The sequence below is a fragment of the Neoalteromonas arenosi genome (genome assembly GCF_030362855.1).
GTDB lineage: Bacteria > Pseudomonadota > Gammaproteobacteria > Enterobacterales > Alteromonadaceae > Alteromonas_E > Alteromonas_E arenosi.
Window position 1 is genome coordinate 276063 of record NZ_JAUCBP010000006.1, and the last position, 20160, is coordinate 296222.

Consider the following 20160-nt stretch of genomic DNA (forward strand, 5'->3'; position numbering starts at 1 on the left):
ATTGTGAAACAGATAATTAGTGAGTTGACTACGATTGATTCCGGTCATTCTGACATTGGACTAGCCTTATCTAATGCGTCCTCGGTTCTGTTGTGGGTGGCAGACGTTACTAAACAATGTGTTTTCTTTAATAAAGCGTGGCTGCAATACCGAGGTCGAAGTTTAGAACAAGAGTATGGTTATGGTTGGGCTGATGGCATTCATGAAGACGACTATGAACGTTGCCTTTCCATATATGTTACTGCATTTGATGCGAGACAGCCTTTTTCGATGGAGTATCGATTACAACGTAATGACGGCTCATATGGATGGATCCAAGACGATGGTTCACCCTTTTATGACGGATACGGTGAATTTAAGGGTTATATCGGCTCTTGTTTTGACATTACCGAGAGCAAACGCTTATTTGAGGCACTTGAAAAGAAAAGTCAACAGCTAGAAGAGGCTAATCAGCGTTATGAAGAGTCGGTGAAAGCTGCAAATATCGGATTTTGGGAATGGGATCTAATTAGTAATGAAGTGCGGTTTTCTAGAGAGTACAAACGCCAAATTGGTTACGCTGATGATGAGTTTGTCGATGCTTTTGAAAGCTGGGAAAGTAGAGTCCACCCAGATGATCTCCCTGGTACGCTAAAACTTATTGAGAAGAGTATCGACGAATGCACTAAAAAACATGAAAGTGAATTTCGATTTCAGCATAAAGACGGCCACTATTTGTGGATTTTTTGTCATGCTTCTGTGCTGCAGGATGAAAATGGCAAGCCTGTCAAAATGATAGGTTCGCATGTCGATATTTCTGACAGAAAAAAAATGGAGAGCGAGCTAATTCAGTCTCAGAAATTGGAGGCGCTAGGGCTTTTGGCAGGTGGTGTGGCCCACGACTTTAATAATCAGCTAGCAAGTGTGATGGGCTTTGCGGATTTGATTGTGGACAGTAGCGCTCTCTCGCAAGCAAAACAATACGCTGATAAAATTTCAAGGACTGCGGAGCATGCAAAACACCTGACTAAACAACTGTTGAGTTTTGCAAGAAAGCAGGATATCACCTTCACACCTGTAGATATTCATGCTGAGATTTATGCTGTAATTGACCTACTCAGACACTCCATTGATAAGCGGATCAAAATAGAAACAAACCTTACCGCCCCCAGGTTTGTCGTGCTTGCAGATAAATATTTGTTACAGAATGCACTGTTAAACCTAGGGTTGAACGCAAGTGATGCGATCCACGAATCCGGCTATATTGAGGTATCCACCAACGTAATCGAAGTAAAAGAGTGTGACCCGCATGCTAGTTTCAGCTCCCTCGAGCCCGGGGAGCATATCTCAATTAAAGTTAGCGATTCTGGCTCTGGGATGTCTGCAGATGATATTCAAAAGGCTATGGAACCTTTTTATACGACTAAGCCGCAAGGTAAAGGAACTGGCCTAGGTCTTAGCTCTGTATACGGTTCAGTGCAAAGTTTTGGTGGCCTTATCAATATAAAAAGTGAGCTTAACGAAGGCTCTACCATCGAAATTATCTTACCCTTGAGCGAATTAATAGCACGAAAGGCCAGCTCAAGTGACGAGTTAGAGGCTTCTTCAGATGGACGCTCGTTAACTATTTTAGTCGTTGACGATGAGGCCTCTATCCGAGAGGTCTGCGCTGACTTTCTAATTACTCTTGAGCACACACCACTTTTTGCCTCTGATGGAAGGCACGCAATTGAACTTTACGCACAAAGGTGGCCTGACATCGACTTAGTATTGCTAGATATGATGATGCCTGAAATGAACGGACGTGAAACATTGAAAGCGCTCAAAGCAATCAATCCCAATGTAAAGGTCTTAATGTGCTCTGGCTTTATGTCAGATGACACTGTAGCAGGAATCAAGAAAGAGGGCGCGCTTGATGTAATAGGGAAGCCCTTTAGACTTAGAGAACTAGCAGAGAGGATTTCATCGCTCTGAATAATAAGCCGGATTATTCGAACCAATTCAATAATGTAACGCTCTAATTACCCAAGATAACTTTTCGGACCTACGATATTTGGGGAGGGTGACAAAGACTGTTTGAAGTCGCATAAAAAATCCGATGCTCCAGAGCATCGGATTTTGTGAGTTGCAAAAGAGCCGTCGACCGCTCACCGAAATAAATCGTTTAACTGAGCCCTTTCGCCCAATGCCGCAGTATTCATTTATAGAAACACGACTTATTGCTCTGGCTTCATATGCGGGAACAAGATTACATCTTTAATCGTTGGGCTATCGGTTAATAGCATTACGAGTCGATCGATACCGATCCCCTCACCAGCCGTTGGTGGTAAGCCGTATTCTAATGCGCGAATGTAATCGGCATCAAAATGCATCGCTTCGTCATCACCGGCATCTTTTTCCGATACCTGTTTTAAAAAGCGCTCAGCTTGGTCTTCCGGATCGTTGAGCTCTGAGAAACCATTAGCAATTTCACGCCCACCGACAAAGAACTCAAAACGGTCAGTGACAAACGGATTATCATCATTGCGACGCGCAAGTGGCGAAACTTCCCAAGGATACGCCGTTATGAAGGTTGGTTGATCCAGCTCTTCTTCAGCCGTTGCTTCAAAGATTTCGCATAAGTATTTACCCGCGCCCCAAATACCTTCAACTTCTGGCTCTGTAATATGCAAGCGCTTAGCGACAGCTTTTAGCGTCTCTAGGTTAGCCTCTGGGTCTTTAATTGCAGTCTCAATTTCCGGCGTAATCTCACCCATTGTATCGACCGGCCAGTGTGCCAATATCGCATCATTCATCGTCAAACGCACAAATGGTTTAGCAAAATCATACTCGGTAGTTTGCTCTACTTCGCCGTCGGCGTTTCTAACCGTATTTACAATCAAGTGAGTACCCAATACATCCTGCGCCACTTGGCGTAACATGTTTTCGGTCAAATCCATCAAGTCATTGTAATCGGCATAGGCTTGATAGAATTCCAACATAGTGAACTCTGGATTGTGACGTGTCGAAAGCCCTTCGTTGCGGAAGTTGCGGTTGATTTCAAATACGCGTTCAAAACCACCGACTACCAAGCGCTTGAGATATAATTCAGGCGCTATACGCAAGTACATATCGATATCCATGGCATTGTGGTGCGTGATAAAGGGTTTTGCCGTGGCGCCACCGGGGATCACCTGTAACATCGGCGTTTCAACTTCGAGGTAGTCGCGCTGCGCCAAAAATTGACGGATAGAAGCAACCACTTTGCTGCGAACCACAAAGGTTTTGCGGGTTTGTTCACTCGTGATTAAATCAACATAGCGCTGGCGATACTTCGTTTCCTGATCGGCCAGACCGTGGAATTTTTCTGGCAGAGGACGCAATGCTTTAGTAAGCAAAACATATTGCTCCATATCCACATACAAATCGCCTTTACCCGATTTATGTAAAGTTCCAGCAACGCCAATAATGTCACCAATATCAAGGCTGCCATAGCGCGCTTTGATATCTTTCTGGGTATCTTTGCTGGCATACGATTGAATACGACCCGTCATATCTTGCAATAACAAGAACGGCCCACGCTTGGCCATAATACGACCGGCGATACTGACCTGATTACCCTGCTCTGCTAACGCTTCTTTGTCGAACTCGCCAAATTGCGACTGCAATGCGTCAGCGTAGTGCTCACGGCGGAAATCATTCGGGAACCCATTGGCTTTGCACTGCTGACGAATATTGTCGAGTTTGGCACGACGCTCAGCAATCAACTTGTTGTCTTCAAGGTTGTCTTGAGTTGCAGCTTGGTTTTGTTCAGTCATTTATGGGTTCCAGTTTATAATCCAGATTTCAAGCTTGCTTCGATAAAACGGTCAAGTCCGCCATCTAACACAGCCTGTGTATTTCGAGTTTCAACGCCGGTGCGCAAATCTTTGATGCGCGAGTCATCCAGTACATAAGAGCGAATTTGGCTGCCCCAACCGATATCAGACTTATTGTCTTCCATCGCTTGTTTCTCGGCATTTTGCTTTTGTAGTTCGTATTCATACAGCTTGGCTTTTAACTGCTTGAACGCCTGATCTTTATTCTTATGCTGTGAACGGTCATTTTGACACTGCACGACAATATTAGTCGGAATGTGGGTGATCCGCACGGCGGAGTCTGTACGGTTTACGTGCTGTCCACCGGCACCTGACGCGCGATAGGTATCAATGCGTAAATCCGCTGGGTTAATATCTATTTCAATATCATCATTGATTTCGGGGTAAACAAACGCCGAAGCAAACGACGTATGTCGACGGTTGCCCGAGTCAAACGGCGATTTACGCACTAAGCGATGCACCCCAGTTTCAGTTCGCAACCAACCAAATGCGTATTCTCCACCGAAGCGTATGGTAGCACTTTTGATACCAGCAACATCGCCGTCAGAGACCTCAATCAACTCGGTCTTAAAGCCGTGCTCTTCCCCCCAACGCAAGTACATGCGCAAAAGCATATTGGCCCAGTCTTGAGCCTCGGTACCGCCAGAGCCCGATTGAATATCCAGATAGCAATCACAAGCATCGTTAGGGCCTGAAAACATGCGACGAAACTCAAGCACTTCCAACTTGGCGAGCAACTCTTGTAGCTCTTGCTGCGCCTCGTCAAAGGTTTCTTGATCTTCAGCTTCGACAGCCAGCTCAACCAATCCAATTACATCTTCACAGCCTTGCTCTAGCGCTTGAATCGTTTCGACAACTTGCTCTAACGCAACCTTTTCTTTGCCTAACGCTTGGGCGCGATCAGGATCATTCCAAACATCTGAGCTTTCGAGTTCGCGGTTAACTTCTTCTAACTTTTCGACCTTTTGGTCGTAGTCAAAGATACCCCCGAAGCAGCTCGGTACGCTGTTTTACGTCATCGATTGCGGTGTTGATTGGATTTACTTCAAACATGTGCTGGTTCAGTCTAAAAAAAGTTAGCGGATACTACCGAATTTACGGCCCAGTGAATAGTGCTGAATTTGCATAGCCTATGCAAATTCAGCGAATGAGGAATTAGCCGTGCAGTTTATCGGTAAAGTCGATTAGGCCATCAACCAATGAACCGATTTGCTTAAGGGTTTTCTCGTCGGTCAAGACGCCATCTTCGATCAAACTATCGACTTTGCCGATCGCTTTTTGACCCGGTAGTACATTAATCCCAATATTGCCCAGTAGCATACGCAGTACCACCAGCACCCGCATACCACCAAGCGCTCCGGCAGAAGACGCCATGATGAGCGCATTCTTACCTTTAAATGCTTGCAGAGGCTTCTCACCGTCTTCCATACGGCTGGCCCAGTCTATGGCATTTTTAAGCAAGGCTGGATAACTGGAATTGTACTCCGGGGAAACAATAATAAATGCATCGTGCGACATCAGTAGCTCTTTAAACGCGCGTGCCTTTGCAGGCATACCAGTCGCTGCTTCTTCATCTTCGTTAAAGATTGGCATTGGATAGTCAGCGAGGTTCACCAGTGTTACATCTGCGCCTTTTTCTTCAGCTAATTTAGCGGCAGCTGCGGCTACAGCTTGGTTGTAAGATGCTTTACGTGCACTACCTGAAAAAGCCAGAATCTTCGCCATATCGTTTTCCTTTCACAAAAATTTGTCGCAATTACTACGCCTTGATACTAAATATGATCAAATCGTTACATGCGCTCTGTTGTCTCAATCCCCAACAGATCAAGACCGGTTTGAATCGTGTTTGCCGTCAGCATAGCTAAACTCAAACGGCTGACTTGGGTATCAGCAGCAACGCTGTCTTTGAGGATAGGACAGGCTTCATAAAAGCGCATAAAGCTGCTCGCCAGATCGTACAAATATGCACATAACACATGCGGTGTTGCATCAGCAGCAACCACTAAAAGCGCATCCTCAAACTGCATGAGTTTAATTGCCAACTCTTTTTCTTGCGCTTGCTCGATAACGATTTCGCCAACGCTAAAATGACCTTCAAGCTTCTTAAAAATAGCCTTACAACGCGTATAGGCATATTGTAAATACGGTGCTGTATTACCTTCAAAACTGAGCATATTGTCCCAATCAAACACGTAGTCAGTGGTGCGATTTTTGCTCAAATCTGCATACTTTACCGCGCCGATGCCAATTTTCCGCGCGAGTTCTGGGTCAACTTCAGTGTTTTGCGTACGCTCGGCGATTAGGGCTGTCGCACGCTCAATCGACTCTAGCAGCAAATCATTGAGCTTAACCGTACCGCCCGTACGCGTTTTAAACGGTTTGCCATCTTTTCCTAACATCATGCCAAAGGGGCAGTGTTCATAGCTTTGTTCATCAGTCATAAAGCCAGCTTTGCGCGCAACAATCTCAGTTTGTTTAAAGTGCAAACTTTGGCGTGCATCGGTAAAGATAAGCGTGCGGTCGGCGTTTAACACGCCATTGCGATAACGTACGGCCGCTAGGTCAGTTGTGGCGTATAAGTAACCACCGCCCGATTTCTGGACGATATATACTGCTGGGTTGCCCTCTTTGTCAGCCATCTCTGGGATAAACACCACTTTCGCACCTTGGTCTTCCACGGCAATACCTGCGGTTTCAAGTGCTTCAATGGTCGCTGCTAAATCGTCGTTATAGGCACTCTCCCCCATGACGTCCTTGCGCGTTAGGCTAACATTTAGCAATTCATACACTTCTTCACTGTGCTGAATTGAAACGTCGATAAATTGTTGCCAAAGCTCGAGGCACTTGGCGTCACCGCTTTGCAACTTGACCACGTAATCGCGAGCGCGGTCGGCAAAGCCTTCTTCGTCATCAAAGCGCACTTTTGCAGCGCGATAGAAGTCTTCTAAATCACTCAGTGCCGTCTCAGCGACTGAGTTTTCGGCTAACTGATCACTGAAGTGTGCTAGCAACATGCCAAACTGCGTACCCCAGTCGCCCATGTGATTTTGACGAATGACATCATGGCCCAAATATTCAAGCACTTTAACCGTAGCATCACCAATAATGGTGCTGCGCAGGTGCCCAACGTGCATCTCTTTGGCTAGGTTGGGCGACGAGTAGTCAATGACAATTTTTTGTGGCGCTTGTTTGGCGATATCTAAATCAGCATCAACGGCGGCTTTGCTGGCCCATTGACCTAAAAAAGCAGGCGCAATGTGAATATTGACGAATCCTGGCCCAGCTATTTCGAGCTTGTCAGCGATGTCATCAAGTTCTACAGCATCCACAATTTGCTGAGCAATTTGACGCGGGTTTTGTTTCATGGCCTTTGCCAAGCCCATTGCACCGTTAAATTGATAATCACCAAACTCTGGACGAGTACTGCGACTTAATGGAATTTTTGCATCCGCAAAACCCAACGAGGTAAGCGCTTGTTGAAATCTTTCGGTTAATATAGCTGTTAAATTCATAAATCTTCGCTTAATGCTCTCGCGTTGGATTAAAAGTTATATCTGGGAAACGCTCTTGGGCCAGTGACAAGTTCACCATCGTTGGTGCGACATAAGCCAGTGCATCACCACCATCAAGCGCCAAATTTGTTTGGTTCTTACGTCTAAATTCATCGAGCTTTTTCTCGTCATCACAGTAAACCCATCGGGCAGTGCTAACATTGACGTGCTCATACAATGCTTCAACATTGTATTCGGCTTTGAGTCGAGCGACGACTACATCAAACTGCAGTACCCCGACGGCTCCTACGATCAAATCATTGTTCGCTAGCGGACGAAACACCTGTACGGCACCTTCTTCGGCTAACTGAATGAGTCCTTTTAGCAACTGTTTTTGCTTTAATGGATCTTTTAAACGAATACGCTTGAACAATTCAGGCGCAAAGTTTGGAATACCTTTAAATCGATGGTCTTCGCCTTCAGTAAAGGTATCGCCAATCCGGATCGAACCGTGATTGTGCAAACCAATGATATCACCCGCATAGGCTTCTTCGAGCAGGGCCCTGTCGCCAGCTAAGAATGTCAATGCGTCAGAAATACGGATGTCTTTGCCAATCCGTGTGTGGCGCATTTTCATGCCTTTCTTATACTGACCCGAAACGATTCGACAAAAAGCGATACGGTCGCGGTGTTTCGGATCCATATTGGCCTGGATTTTAAATACAAAACCACTGAACTTCTCTTCAGTCGCATCAACGGTGCGAAGCTCAGTTTCGCGGCTTTGTGGCGCTGGTGCCCACTCGCTTAAACCGTCAAGCATATGGTCGACACCGAAGTTACCCAATGCAGTACCAAAGAAAACCGGGGTAAGTTGGCCTTGAATAAAGAGTTCGTGGTCAAACTCATTTGACGCGCCTTGCACAAGCTCAATCTCATCGCGTAGTTGTGCAGCTAAATCGCTACCAACAGCGTCGTCCAACTCGGGATTATCTAGCCCTTTGACTATCCGTACCTCTTGGATCATATGACCAAGACCCGACTGGTATAAAATGGTTTCATCGCGATGCAGGTGATAAACGCCCTTAAACGACTTACCACAACCAATTGGCCAAGTAATAGGTGCGCACAAAATATCCAGTTCGGTTTCAACCTCATCCAACAGCTCCATCGGATCGCGGATATCGCGGTCCAACTTATTCATGAAGGTCAGGATCGGGGTATCGCGCAAACGCGTCACTTCCATCAACTTACGCGTTCGGTCTTCAACACCTTTAGCGGCGTCGATCACCATCAAGCTCGAGTCAACGGCTGTTAATGTGCGGTAGGTGTCTTCTGAGAAATCTTCGTGCCCTGGTGTGTCGAGCAAGTTAACCAGTTTGTCAGCATAAGGAAATTGCATAACCGAGGTTGTCACCGAGATCCCCCGCTCTTTTTCCATCTCCATCCAGTCAGACTTGGCATGCTGGCCCGACTTTTTACCTTTAACCGTACCGGCAGTTTGCAACGCATTACCAAACAACAATACCTTTTCTGTGATAGTTGTTTTACCCGCATCCGGGTGCGAGATTATCGCGAATGTGCGTCGCTTTTGAATTTCTGTATTTAGGCTGGCGTTGGCCATGCAAACAATGCCCTCAAGTGTAAAGTTGCTAGCTAAATGTCGTTGGAGATTAGCTGCTGATAAAAAAACGCGCGCTAGTATAGCGAATCTGGACTAGCGATTAAATTAATCCGTTCTATTTTCTGCTGTTTTTACGTTGCATTACCAAGGCGTCTTCAAATTTTTTATCGTTTTGTGAAGTTGCTAATGCATAATAGTTCTTGCGGGTGCCCTGCAGAACAAATTCATTAGCTTGATATAAGGCAATCGCTGCGGTGTTCGATGCCCGAACTTCTAACCAACATAAGTTGCCTTGCAAGGTTTTGGGGTTCGCCAAGAAATGTTCAAGTAACGCTTTGCCTACGCCATTACCTCGTTGTTGCGGCGCGACAGCTATGTCCATTAAGGTCACTTCATCGGCCACCAGCAAACCAATGTAGTACCCGACTATAGAAGACTGATGGATAGCGACCCAGGCATAGTAAGGTGCGGTTAAACAATCGAGAAACACCCGTTCAGACCAAGGTACAGGGTGCGACTGCTGACATATAATATAAGCTTGTGCCGCACTGTCAGCATCGAGTGGCTGGAAAGTGATAGTCATCGTTGGCTTATGACTGACCACAAACGCTGCTTGTGTCTAGCCGTTAACTGGTTTAATTCACAAGGCAAGACTATACCTTCTGCACTGCGGCTTACTTCGGCACCTGCGCGGATTGAAAAAAGCAGATTTGTCCCCTCAATGGCGACAGTCTCCAAAGCCATTTGAATATCCTGTTTAAGCGTTTCAGATCCGGACAACTGCGCTAATTCCATGCTGGCTTTATCAGCATCTAAATCTTCCGGTTCGGTACTTGGTTCAGATGTGACCTGAAGTGGTGCTTCTGGCGCTAATGTCGACTCATAGGTCGAAAGCCCCATGACCTGCAAAATTGCACGTTGATATTCAGAGTTTTTAGCCGTCATTAGCGTGTGTGTTGATTGAAACTTGGCGCAGTATAGCAGAGAAAAGTGGCAGGGGTGGAGGGACTCGAACCCCCAACCATCGGTTTTGGAGACCGCTGTTCTACCAATTCGAACTACACCCCTAGCGCGGACGCATTATACGTATGCTCAATTAAAGGTAAAGAGAAAAGTTACTCGTTTACTCTTTTTAAGTGCTCATCAATGGCTGCATACCATAATTTATAGGTCAAATTAACGATAGGCTCAATTTCATTTAAGCCGGCGCGAATTGTGCGCTCTGGTATTCCAGATAATCGCGAGTACTCACTGATCAACATTTCACACTTGGCATCACTGAGACGGTTAATCGCCATTGACGAACGGATATCGAAGTATCGATTGCCAGTTGAAGCATATTCCCAATCGATAACAATTGGTTTTTCGTGGTTAAGGATGTGGCCTAAAGCTAAATCATTGTGACAAAAAACAAAATTATGCTTTGCATCTAAAATTTTATTGACTAACGGCAACTGCTGTTCAATTTGCGCATTGAATCTTGAAATATCACCTTGGACAGTTGATAGATACTGTTGCCACACGAGCTCAATATCCAGCAACTCAGTTGTTATAGGTAATTGATGAGTCAAAAACAATGCACGACTCAAAGCAAACATCTGCGTTTCAGCAGACTCAATTGCAAGAGGCTTAACACTTGGGGTGACCCACTCCTCAGCATAAAGTCCCTGCTCTTGACAAAGATATACAGGATTTGGTGCTAAACCGTATTTTGCTACTTTGCGTTGAATCGCTAACAGATTTGGCCGACTGCGGGCTGTTGCATCATCGGCATAAAATTTCTTGAGGAGAAACTTTTCATCATCCATCGAGATGCAATAAGTTGCGTTAATCATGCTTTCGTTTATGGGACGCAATTTGGCGCTGGTATCAAACCCCAAAGAGTCCAATAACGACTGAGGCAAATCTGAGTGCGTGATCATTGTGCCCCGCTCAGCTCTCTCATAGCTACTTTCGTGGATTTTCGCCACTGCAAGTATCCATACACTGACATAAATACGTAACTGACAAATAGCAAGCTAGTAAAGTACAAGTCTACTTGCCAATACAACCAACTCGCCACACTGTTTATGACCATCCAGTACAACCAATTTTCTATTTTTCTGTGTGCAACCATGACCGTTGTGATCACGCTTGCTACTGTGACAAATGCATCAACATAAAGGTAGCGGCTTTCTGTTAATAAGCCAGTAATTTCTGCGCATAACACCGTGAACAACACAATAACAGTAAGAGTACCGATGTTTTGCAGCACAGTCAGACGACTGGCAACGAACGCTTCGCTTGGACTCCTTTTCCACTGCCAATAGCCATAAAGCGCCATTAACATGTAGTACAGATTAAGCAGCATTTGTAGTTTCAGGTTAACATCGTAAAACAGAACGGTGTATATCAATGTGCTAACAAACGCACAAGCCCAGCAGGCAATATGCTTACGCGCTGCAAGCAGCACGTAAGCAATAGCGAGAATCACTGCTACCCCTTCGAACAAGTGCATTGCGCGCATTTGTTCGATTGCTGTAACAAGTAGATTATTCACATTATCCATTATCAGAGTGTAGCCCTGGCTGTATATCGTCACCGGCCAAGAATTTGCAGACCAATATTGCCTGCCCTGTTGTTGCGTGGATCCGTTCAATTTCACTGCCAAGCAGAGTGAATAATTGTTGGTATGGGCCGCGCACTTGGGTACTAGTCGTAGTTACCGACATTTCAAACTCTTTGACCGCACTCAACCGGTCAATAAAGCCCTTTATCACTGGCAAATACTCATCTGCCAATGGATACAACGAAATTTCTGCAGTACACAAGCGCATGATTATTCCTCTGTTAAAAGTGCCATTGAGCAGTAATTCCAACTTGACGCCCTAAACCAAATTGGTAATAAGGCTCTGGTTGCTCATAACCGAATTCACCATCGCGGGGATCATTGCTAAAGCCACCGAACCCACGGACGAAATAATCGCGGTCAAAAATGTTGTTAGCCCACAACTCCAGCGTGACACGGGGTAATTGCCAAGCGAGAGACGAATGCCACAGCGCGTAGCCCGGCGACACTACGTCGTGGCCATCAGAGAAACGGTGGCGGTCTTTGACGTCAAACTCTACGCGCCACATGATTTCGTCAGTTAGATACAAAGTTGAAATCGCATTACCCGTCCATTTAGGCGCTTGCGCTTGGTCTTGCTTAGCAACAACGGAACCGTCAGCGCGCGTATATTGCTCAAACGTTGCATCGAGATATCCCAGATTTACCTGTATTTGCCAACTATCAGATAGTGCCCAGTTGCTCTCAAACTCAAGGCCATAGTTGGTGCCAACATCGGCATTGGCAATCACATCAATAAAATCAGTGGACCCGTTGTCGCGAAGTAGTGTGTCAAAATCACTGATTTGGGTATTTTCTCGATTCATGTAAAACGCTGCAACACGAATGCTGCCTTTCTGGTCCCATACTGACTGCTTCACGCCGATCTCATAATTCCAGTTGTATTCTGGCTCAAATAGTCGCGCTTGCTGCGTAACGCGCTCATCAGGGTTAAAGCCCCCCGTTTTATAACCACGTGAAATACTGGAATACAGCATGCCGTTTGAGATGGGTAAGCTCAAACCTAACTTACCACCGACAAGAGTATCAGAGCTGGTTTCAGAAAAGCCCGTGCTGTCCCGATAATCAAGCTTTGAACGCTCTACACGTAAACCGAATTGCAGACTCAATTGATTGTCGAACTGTGTGTCAATACGCGTATAAAACGCAGTATTAGATGGTTCATAGCGACTGGTGAAATCGCTCGCAGCAAATGTATACTCACGGCGCAAATCTTCATCTCGCTGGCGTATAATTCCCCCGACGACCCAATCAAAGTCCCTTCCCAAAAAGCTAAAAGGTTGATTCGATATTGCCCGCAATTCGGCGTTTAAGGTCGAAACATCACGGAAATAACCGTCAAATGAAGTGTAGCCGTTTGGATGAAAACCAGTGAAGGTCCAATCTTCATCGTAACCATAAGCGAGCTCAGAATCTGTTGCAGATAAGATCGCTTGCCACTGCAATGTATTATTGTCGGTAGTTAGTTTGACACTGGCTGCATGCGTTTCATTACGGTCGAAACCGGGGTCATCCGAACGCGTCTGCCGATCGTTATCCAAAGAAAATGCATCATAGCCATTATCGATATCAAAATAACGGTAATTAACTAACAGTGAGGTGTCATCTGAGATTTCACTCAAGAGCGCCAAGCGCCCCGCACTCTCATTGATGCTGTTGGTATCATCGGCATTTAAGAAGCTATTATAAATATCACCATCACTGCGCTGTTCAATCCATGAAGCTCGAACGTGCAGATCTCTGTCCAAAGAATGCCCCATAGCAGCGCCCAGCCGCCATGTATCGTCAGTCCCATAGGACATCAATGCTATGTTGTCTTGTTCATCACCAGGCATAACACCTTGCATTTTTATTGCACCCGCCAATGCACCAACGCCAAACTCGGTCGCTTGCGGTCCTCGCAACACTTCGACTTGAGCGATATCAAAGGGGTTTGCCAAGCCAAACAAACCGGTTAGATCGATGTTGTCGAGCTCAAAGCTAACTGATGGGTTTAATGGTTCACTGAACTGGCTGCGTTCACCTATACCGCGGATTTGGACAAATCGGCCGCGAGAAGCCCCACTGGCGAAGTTAATGTTTGGAATCGCACCGATTAAAGCATCTAAGTGCTGTGGTTGACGCTGCATCAGACGCGTTTGGTCTAGTACGGTTGCGCTCGATGCCAACTGCTCGAGTGTGACAGACCTAAAGTCAGCGGTAACGACAATCCGCTCTATGGATTCAGTCGTTGTGGAATTGGCGTTGCCCGACTGTTGAGCAATGACTGGGTTGGCAGCAGACGCAATAGAAATAGCGACTAAAGCAAATTGTGTTTTATTCATAGGATCTCTTCGTAAAAACATGAAAAGATCCGGTTTTACGGCAGGTGTTAAAGATTTAGCTTTACCATTCCTACGCCGGTATTATCCGGATCAGGTATAAGGGTTCCCTCTTGTGAAGATCTCAGCATGGCTTTCGTTGCCAGCACCCCTAGGTGTGTCTCATTAAATAACGAGTACGGTGTGGATGATAACACTGAGACCGGCACCGTGAAAGTCTACGTATAACAATAAATCATTGATTTTTATTCGACTCTACAGACATTCGCTTCTAGACTTCCCGCTACGTAATATTGAATTACATGAGGAATATCGATGCGCAACTTTTCATTTCACAACCCCACCATGGTTCAGTTTGGCAAAGGCAGCATTAGTAAATTAACTAAAATGTTATCGCCTAAAGATAAGATCCTGATGCTCTATGGAGGCGGAAGTATTAAGCAAAATGGCGTCTATCAACAGGTTTTAGACGCCACTGCTGATCTTGATATTGTCGAGTTTGGTGGAATAGAGGCCAACCCTGAATACAGCACCCTAATGCGGGCGGTTGAGCTTGCACGGGAAGAAAAAATCAGTTTTATCCTCGCTGTTGGCGGCGGTTCGGTCATTGATGGTTCTAAATTTGTCGCCGCGGCTATCCCTTTTGAAGGCGACGCTTGGAATATATTAAACGGAAGTACAGTTAAAACGGCGGTGCCGTTGGGTTGTATATTAACACTACCTGCCACCGGCAGTGAAACGAATACAGCAGCAGTGGTTAACCGCAGTGAGCAAAAACTCAAAAAGGCTTTCGCAAGCCCCAAAGTTCAGCCACAGTTTGCGATACTTGATCCAGAAGTCACTTATTCACTGCCGACGCGACAGTTGATCAATGGTGTCATTGACCCATTTGTTCATGTCATAGAACAATACCTGACCTACCCCATTGGTGCTAGCGTTCAGGACCGATTCGCAGAGTCGATTCTAATTAACCTTATTGAAATCGGTAAAGACGCTATTGCCGATGTAGATTATGATAAGCGTGCAAATTTAATGTGGAATGCAACTCAAGCGCTCAACGGTTTGATTGGTGCCGGTGTACCACAGGACTGGTCAACACATATGATTGGCCATGAGCTGACCGCGGCATATGGACTCGACCACGCAGCGACATTAGCGATTGTATTGCCAAGACTGATGGATGCTAAGCGCAAGAATAAGCACGCGAAGTTACTCCAGTATGCTGAGCGAGTCTGGAACATTGATACGAGTGATGAAAGTGCTGCAATCGATCAAGTGATTAGTAAAACCGAAGACTTTTTCCGTGACTTGGGCATGCGCACAAAACTCAGTGAATATGATATAGGTGAAGAGGCTGCCGATGTAGTCAAACAAGGTTTAATTACCAATGGCTATCTCAAGCTCGGCGAGCATCAGGACATTACTCCTGACGACGCCGCCAGAATAATTACTGCGTCGGTTTAGTCTAGGCCACCCTGCACTAATGCCGGCTACGTAGTCGGCATAAGGTTCAACGTTTTTAACTCGTCAGTCGTTTGCTGCTCTAACGCCGCTTTGGTTTTGCCATGTGCAACTGGATGACGCGTTTCAGGGTCGACTTGCACGAAGACTATATCATCGGCCAAGCAAATCGTTTTCTTTGTCGCTTTATTCCTCACTAAACAGGTGACTGTAATTGAGGTCCGACCGACCGCTTTAGTAGCAAGTCCAAATTCAACAATATCCCCCTGAAGTGCCGGAGATTCAAAGCTAATCTCACCAATGTGTTTGGTTACCAAACAGTTAGTCTCTAACTGACAGATTGCATAAATCGCGGCTTCCTCGTCTATCCACTCGAGAGCACGACCACCAAACAAAGACCCTGCGTAATTGAGATCACCTGGCATTACCAGTCGACGAGATAAAAACCGCATAATTTTTCCTATACAATAGCTAAATCAAAATCTTAGAACTGACACCAAGTATAGATGATTGCCGTAAGTGATGCTGTTAAACAAATTGACGAGTGGTTAACCCAGCGTTGCCAGTCTGTTAATCATCGTCAGTTACTGATGTTATGTGGTGAAAAAGTATGGCAACAAGCAATTGCAGAATACACCATAGACAGTTTTCAGCAGTATTATGGTACTGAATTACCTTGTTCTTGGTATGGCGAAAGACTGAGTAATAAAGCCGTGCTTCCCCACCACCCCAATCATCTTATAGGACAGCAAACGCTTTTAGTCACCTACAATGCCAGTGAGCGCCTTGCAGCAAAACACTTTCTGGTGCTCGCTGGAACTATCGTTCATCAAGGCCTTTTGGTTGTTCTGAGCCCCTCATTGGCCACGTGGCGCCATTCGTTAACTTTTCTCGCCAAGCAATCCTATGGCACACAAACCTCTGGTAGTGCCTTCGCTACGTATTTGCAAAATATGATTGTCGGTGATTCAAGTGTCGCAATCATAGAACAGCAGAGCGGTGAAATTCGCCTACCATTGGCTCCTGTTGAACACGTGATGTCTGTGGATACAAATTGCGCTCCATTTGCAACGTCTGAACAACGAGTTGTGGGTACAGCTATGAAAGCGAAACTTGCTGAGGGTGAAAACTACATTCTCAGCCTTACTGCAAGAAGAGGTAGAGGTAAAACATGGCTACTTGGCTGGCTGTGTAGCGCAGTACTTGCGGAGGCAGGTCGAGTGGCCGTTGTATCCTCACGAGCTTCAGCCATCAAACCACTATTTGCTCAAACTGATGCAAGTAAGGCGCAGCAAAACTTAAGGTTTTACCCCCCTGACAGTAGTGACTTGAAGGATTCTGATTATGATCTTTTAGTTATTGACGAAGTGGCGAGTATTCCTATTCCACTGCTGCTGACACTTTGTCAGGCGCGTTGCAATTGTATCTTAAGCACGACTATTGATGGATACGAAGGTACGGGACAAGGTTTCCTTCACAGGCTGCTTCCTGAAATTCAGTCTCGGTACCGACACTATAACGCTTTTCAGTTAGAGCAACCGTTACGGTGGCACTTAAACGACAGTTTAGAGAACCTATTGACCCGCGTGTTTTGTCTCTCTGCAACGATCAAAATGCCGGAATCCCAATTAAACACCAGTGATTTTTACTGCCGCCAAGTTTGCAGTACTGAACTACTAGAGCAACCAGAGCTATTTAGACAGGTCTTTGCGCTCCTTAAACTAGCCCACTACCAGACAACCGCTGAGGATCTCATTCGCCTTTTGGATAGCCCTGAACAATTACTGTTTTTGGCATATGTTGAGTCGCAAGTTGTCGGTGTGTTGGTTATCATTGAAGAAGGCAACTCACAGGTCTCGTCATTACGCGAAGAGATTAGTTCAGGACAAAGACGAGTTGCAGGGCACATGTCATTGCAATTGTGTGCCTTTAACACCCGAGCGCCTGAATTTTGTGATCTGAAGCTATGGCGAGTTAACCGTATAGCCGTGGCCTCTCCATTTCGTCGTCGAGGTATAGCTTCTGCGCTATTAGACCTAGCCACCCAGTGCGCACGAGAACACCAACAGATCGATGCAATAACTACACTTTTTGGTAGCCAACCAGAAATTGAGCAATTTTGGCAGCAATCGGGGTTCAGCTTCTATTATCGCGGACGTAAAACGAATAAAGCGAGTAACGCTGAAAATGTACTTTATGTTTCCCCTATCAGCCGGACGGGGAAGCATTGCTTTAATTTAAATAAAACACTAACCCCCTCACAACACAAAGCCAAAATCCGCGACTACATTGCTGGCTATCGAGCAGCAGGACATTGCCAGCAAAGTTTTGCATGGTTTGGTAAAAATGCCAATGACATACAAACACAACAAATTATGCAGCGTCTATCCGAAACTTCTAGAAAACTGCGGATCACTGATTTTGCCGAGTTTGGATTTAAATGCGAATCGCAGATAAAAGAATACTTACGTCGGCTAATTAACGTTACTTGACGTGAATTGTAGGTAAAAAAAACGCCCCGGTGGGGCGTTTTTGTTATGACAAATTAATGCCGCGATTTTTCGCTTTCTCTCGAATATAGGGTTCCCATGCAGAAGCATTGCGCCGTACAGAAGCATCTTTCTTCGCTTCTTTAACATGCACAAATGCTTGACGGAAATTCCCAGCATAGAAGTTAGCTTCCATCAACGAGAAGTGAATACGACCCGCATCTGGCGCACCGCGCTCCAGGGCATTATTTAACGCAACAACAGCCTCACGATACTTCTCTGCAGTGAGAAGTAGTACGCCTTGCTTGCGATAATGCTCAGGATCCTGGCTCAAGCTTGCTGCTTGACCATAATAGTTTGCCGCATCTTCATACTCTTTAGCTTGATGCAGAGTATTTGCAAGTGCTGCCAAACTATCCGCGTCGCGCTTAATCAAACCAGAATCAATGTACTTGCGTTGAATCTGTGCTGACTTAAACGGAATATCGTTGGTTGCATATAATTGCGCTAGCGCTTTTATTTCAGACGTCTTTTCTAAGAAGCCTTGGTTATATGCAATTTCAAAGATCGACAGTGCGCGCTTGTAATCCTCTACTAACATGTAGAAAAAGCCTAACTGCGTCCACCATTGCTTAGTCTCAGGAAAAGTCTTAACTAAGGTTTCTGCTACTTCTACCGTTTGCGGGTAAAGTTTACGCTCATAGTACGACGTCAACTTTAACACATGCGGATTTTTATTAGGCTCGTCATACAATGCGATGGCTTTATCGGCTGGGTCAATCATCTTATCTAATTGACCCATCTCGTAGTACGCTTGAGCTATGCGCGTGTAAACATCAGGGTCTTGTTTACAGGTCATATCCATCCATTGGTTGTACCAATCGATAGCTTCGCCGTATTTCTTTTCCTGCATACTCAAATCACCTAATAGCTTAAGGGTTTGAGTGTGCTCCAAATCATTCAAGACTCTAACTTTTACAGCATCCTTGAGATAACCCAAGGCTTTGACGCCTTGACCATCCATTGCTGCCAACAAATTACCAATAAAGCGACTAACGTACGCCTTATCGAAATCATCAGACGCATCAATGTCATAAAGAATTGCCAACGCCTCATCCATGAGATCCTGGTTATACGCTTCAAACGCTTTTTGAACACGTTTACCAGTGCGCTCGCCAACCAATTGCGTTTTACCCTTTTCATATCCGGGGCAAATGATAGGTGCACTACTTTGCGCACTCGCATTGGCAGACACTAACAACGAACCTGCAAGCACTGATCCGACTAATGAAAGTTTAAACATTTTCTTCATCATGATTATTGCTCCAGAGTGAAGTCTAGCTGCACAAACATATTAAACTGCTTCTGCGGCTTACCATCAACGATCTTTGGCTTGTACTTCCACTTAGCCAGCGCTCGGCGTGCTTCACGATCAAACAAACGCTTCGGTTCGGCTTCAAGAACAACGATGTCCTCAACGCCGCCTACTTCATTGATAGTAAACTGAAGTTTAACCCAACCTTCTTTACCATCACGCGCAGCTTGTACCGGATACTTTGGATCAATACGTACGATAGGTGTCGCTTCACCATCGCGTGCCATCGCTCCTACGCCGCCAATATCTACACCAACACCGCCTGTATCAATACCAGGCACAACCAAACTAAAACCGTCAGTATTTGGCTCTTCGGCCTCTGGCTCAGTTTGCTCCAACTTTGGAGGCTCTTGAGGTGGTGGCGGAGGCGGAGGCGGCTTACGCGTTCTGGTTTGCGTTTCTTCATCAGGTTCCGACATAACGATATCAATAATCGGCGCTTCCGGGACTTCATCCGCTGGACGCGCCGAGTTTTCAATCAGCTTCGCCATTACCACAAACAACCCGAATGCTATTGCAGCTCCAATCAAGATAGATAGTATAAATCTAGCCACATTAACCTCCTCGTGCCGCGACTGATATACGCTCAACGCCGGCGTCTTTAACTTGGTCCATGATTTCGACAATCAAACCATGCTTAGCCTTAACGTCAGCCTGAATAATAACGTAATCAGTTGGCTGTTCTGTTAATAAACGCTCGATATTGGCGCGAACAGTATCCACGTCAACTTGGCGCTTATCTAACCAAACATCACCATCTTCGGTCACCGCAATAAAAATGTTGGCATTCTTATGCAGTACCGCGCGATTGGCGTCTGGCTTGTTTACTTCAATACCGGCTTCTTTAACGAAAACCGTGGTCACAATGAAGAAGATAAGCATGATAAACACGATGTCGAGCATCGGTGTCATATCAATCGCAGCTTCCTCTTCTTGCTCTCTAACTTTACGACCCATA

The 20160-nt window shown here is 45.6% G+C and carries 18 protein-coding genes, 1 tRNA gene and 1 riboswitch; of the genes, 3 read left to right on the forward strand and 16 right to left on the reverse strand.

What is annotated here, in order from left to right; translation table 11 throughout:
- Positions 1–3: 3 nt before the first annotated feature.
- The gene (locus tag QTP81_RS05485; protein ID WP_289364261.1) at positions 4–1953 is read left to right on the forward strand and encodes a hybrid sensor histidine kinase/response regulator; all 1950 of its coding nucleotides are present in this window, start codon (positions 4–6) and stop codon (positions 1951–1953) included.
- Positions 1954–2195: 242 nt separating this feature from the next.
- Here the strand turns inward: QTP81_RS05485 and lysS are convergent, their stop codons facing one another.
- From lysS to QTP81_RS05545, 12 genes are all read right to left on the reverse strand, one after another.
- Entirely contained in the window at positions 2196–3776 is a 1581-nt protein-coding gene (lysS, locus tag QTP81_RS05490) for a lysine--tRNA ligase (RefSeq protein ID WP_289364262.1), read from the reverse strand.
- A 14-nt stretch (positions 3777–3790) separates the two neighbouring features.
- Positions 3791–4889 (reverse strand): peptide chain release factor 2 gene (prfB, locus tag QTP81_RS05495; protein WP_289364263.1). Its coding sequence is split into 2 segments (ribosomal slippage): positions 3791–4813 and positions 4815–4889, totalling 1098 coding nucleotides; the frame shifts between segments, so codons are not numbered across the junction.
- Between the two features lie 102 nt (positions 4890–4991).
- A complete protein-coding gene (locus QTP81_RS05500) occupies positions 4992–5561 on the reverse strand; it encodes an NADPH-dependent FMN reductase (RefSeq protein ID WP_289364265.1) in 570 nt (189 codons plus the stop codon).
- Positions 5562–5626: 65 nt separating this feature from the next.
- Positions 5627–7348: an arginine--tRNA ligase gene (gene argS, locus QTP81_RS05505; protein WP_289364266.1), complete on the reverse strand. Its 1722-nt coding sequence runs from the start codon at positions 7346–7348 to the stop codon at positions 5627–5629.
- Positions 7349–7358: 10 nt separating this feature from the next.
- Positions 7359–8948 carry a peptide chain release factor 3 gene (gene prfC, locus QTP81_RS05510; RefSeq protein WP_289364267.1) on the reverse strand — a complete coding sequence of 530 codons (1590 nt, stop codon included), beginning with the start codon at positions 8946–8948 and terminating at the stop codon, positions 7359–7361.
- Between the two features lie 115 nt (positions 8949–9063).
- Complete coding sequence (gene rimI / locus QTP81_RS05515; RefSeq protein ID WP_289364268.1) at positions 9064–9552, reverse strand: ribosomal protein S18-alanine N-acetyltransferase; 489 nt, start codon at positions 9550–9552, stop codon at positions 9064–9066.
- Positions 9528–9893 carry a hypothetical protein gene (locus QTP81_RS05520; protein WP_289364269.1) on the reverse strand — a complete coding sequence of 122 codons (366 nt, stop codon included), beginning with the start codon at positions 9891–9893 and terminating at the stop codon, positions 9528–9530. Before QTP81_RS05520 ends, rimI begins: the two co-directional genes overlap by 25 nt.
- Positions 9894–9939: 46 nt before the next feature.
- Positions 9940–10016 (reverse strand) — tRNA-Trp (locus tag QTP81_RS05525).
- 47 nt (positions 10017–10063) lie between these two features.
- On the reverse strand, positions 10064–10918 hold the full coding sequence (locus QTP81_RS05530; protein ID WP_289364270.1) for a phosphotransferase: 855 nt from the start codon (positions 10916–10918) through the stop codon (positions 10064–10066).
- A complete protein-coding gene (gene pnuC, locus QTP81_RS05535) occupies positions 10867–11487 on the reverse strand; it encodes a nicotinamide riboside transporter PnuC (protein ID WP_289364271.1) in 621 nt (206 codons plus the stop codon). Before pnuC ends, QTP81_RS05530 begins: the two co-directional genes overlap by 52 nt.
- Position 11488: 1 nt before the next feature.
- Positions 11489–11764, reverse strand: coding sequence for a YkoF family thiamine/hydroxymethylpyrimidine-binding protein (locus QTP81_RS05540; RefSeq protein ID WP_289364272.1), 276 nt, complete (start codon positions 11762–11764; stop codon positions 11489–11491).
- A gap of 13 nt (positions 11765–11777) precedes the next feature.
- The gene (locus tag QTP81_RS05545; RefSeq protein WP_289364273.1) at positions 11778–13880 is read right to left on the reverse strand and encodes a TonB-dependent receptor; all 2103 of its coding nucleotides are present in this window, start codon (positions 13878–13880) and stop codon (positions 11778–11780) included.
- Between the two features lie 50 nt (positions 13881–13930).
- A riboswitch (TPP riboswitch) is annotated at positions 13931–14040 on the reverse strand.
- 152 nt (positions 14041–14192) lie between these two features.
- On the opposite strand from QTP81_RS05545, the gene QTP81_RS05550 reads away from it, so the two are divergent.
- A complete protein-coding gene (locus QTP81_RS05550; RefSeq protein WP_289364274.1) occupies positions 14193–15341 on the forward strand; it encodes an iron-containing alcohol dehydrogenase in 1149 nt (382 codons plus the stop codon).
- Between the two features lie 26 nt (positions 15342–15367).
- Here the strand turns inward: QTP81_RS05550 and QTP81_RS05555 are convergent, their stop codons facing one another.
- Complete coding sequence (locus QTP81_RS05555; protein WP_289364275.1) at positions 15368–15790, reverse strand: acyl-CoA thioesterase; 423 nt, start codon at positions 15788–15790, stop codon at positions 15368–15370.
- A 54-nt stretch (positions 15791–15844) separates the two neighbouring features.
- On the opposite strand from QTP81_RS05555, the gene QTP81_RS05560 reads away from it, so the two are divergent.
- Entirely contained in the window at positions 15845–17830 is a 1986-nt protein-coding gene (locus QTP81_RS05560) for a GNAT family N-acetyltransferase (protein WP_289364278.1), read from the forward strand.
- A 43-nt stretch (positions 17831–17873) separates the two neighbouring features.
- Here QTP81_RS05560 and QTP81_RS05565 read toward each other — a convergent pair whose 3' ends face one another.
- Genes QTP81_RS05565 through QTP81_RS05575 form a run of 3 tightly spaced genes read right to left on the reverse strand, consistent with a single transcriptional unit; the run spans position 17874 to position 20159 of the window.
- On the reverse strand, positions 17874–19142 hold the full coding sequence (locus tag QTP81_RS05565) for a tetratricopeptide repeat protein (RefSeq protein ID WP_289364279.1): 1269 nt from the start codon (positions 19140–19142) through the stop codon (positions 17874–17876).
- A 2-nt stretch (positions 19143–19144) separates the two neighbouring features.
- Entirely contained in the window at positions 19145–19756 is a 612-nt protein-coding gene (locus tag QTP81_RS05570; protein WP_289364280.1) for an energy transducer TonB, read from the reverse strand.
- 1 nt (position 19757) lies between these two features.
- A complete protein-coding gene (locus QTP81_RS05575; protein WP_289364281.1) occupies positions 19758–20159 on the reverse strand; it encodes an ExbD/TolR family protein in 402 nt (133 codons plus the stop codon).
- Position 20160: the final 1 nt, after the last annotated feature.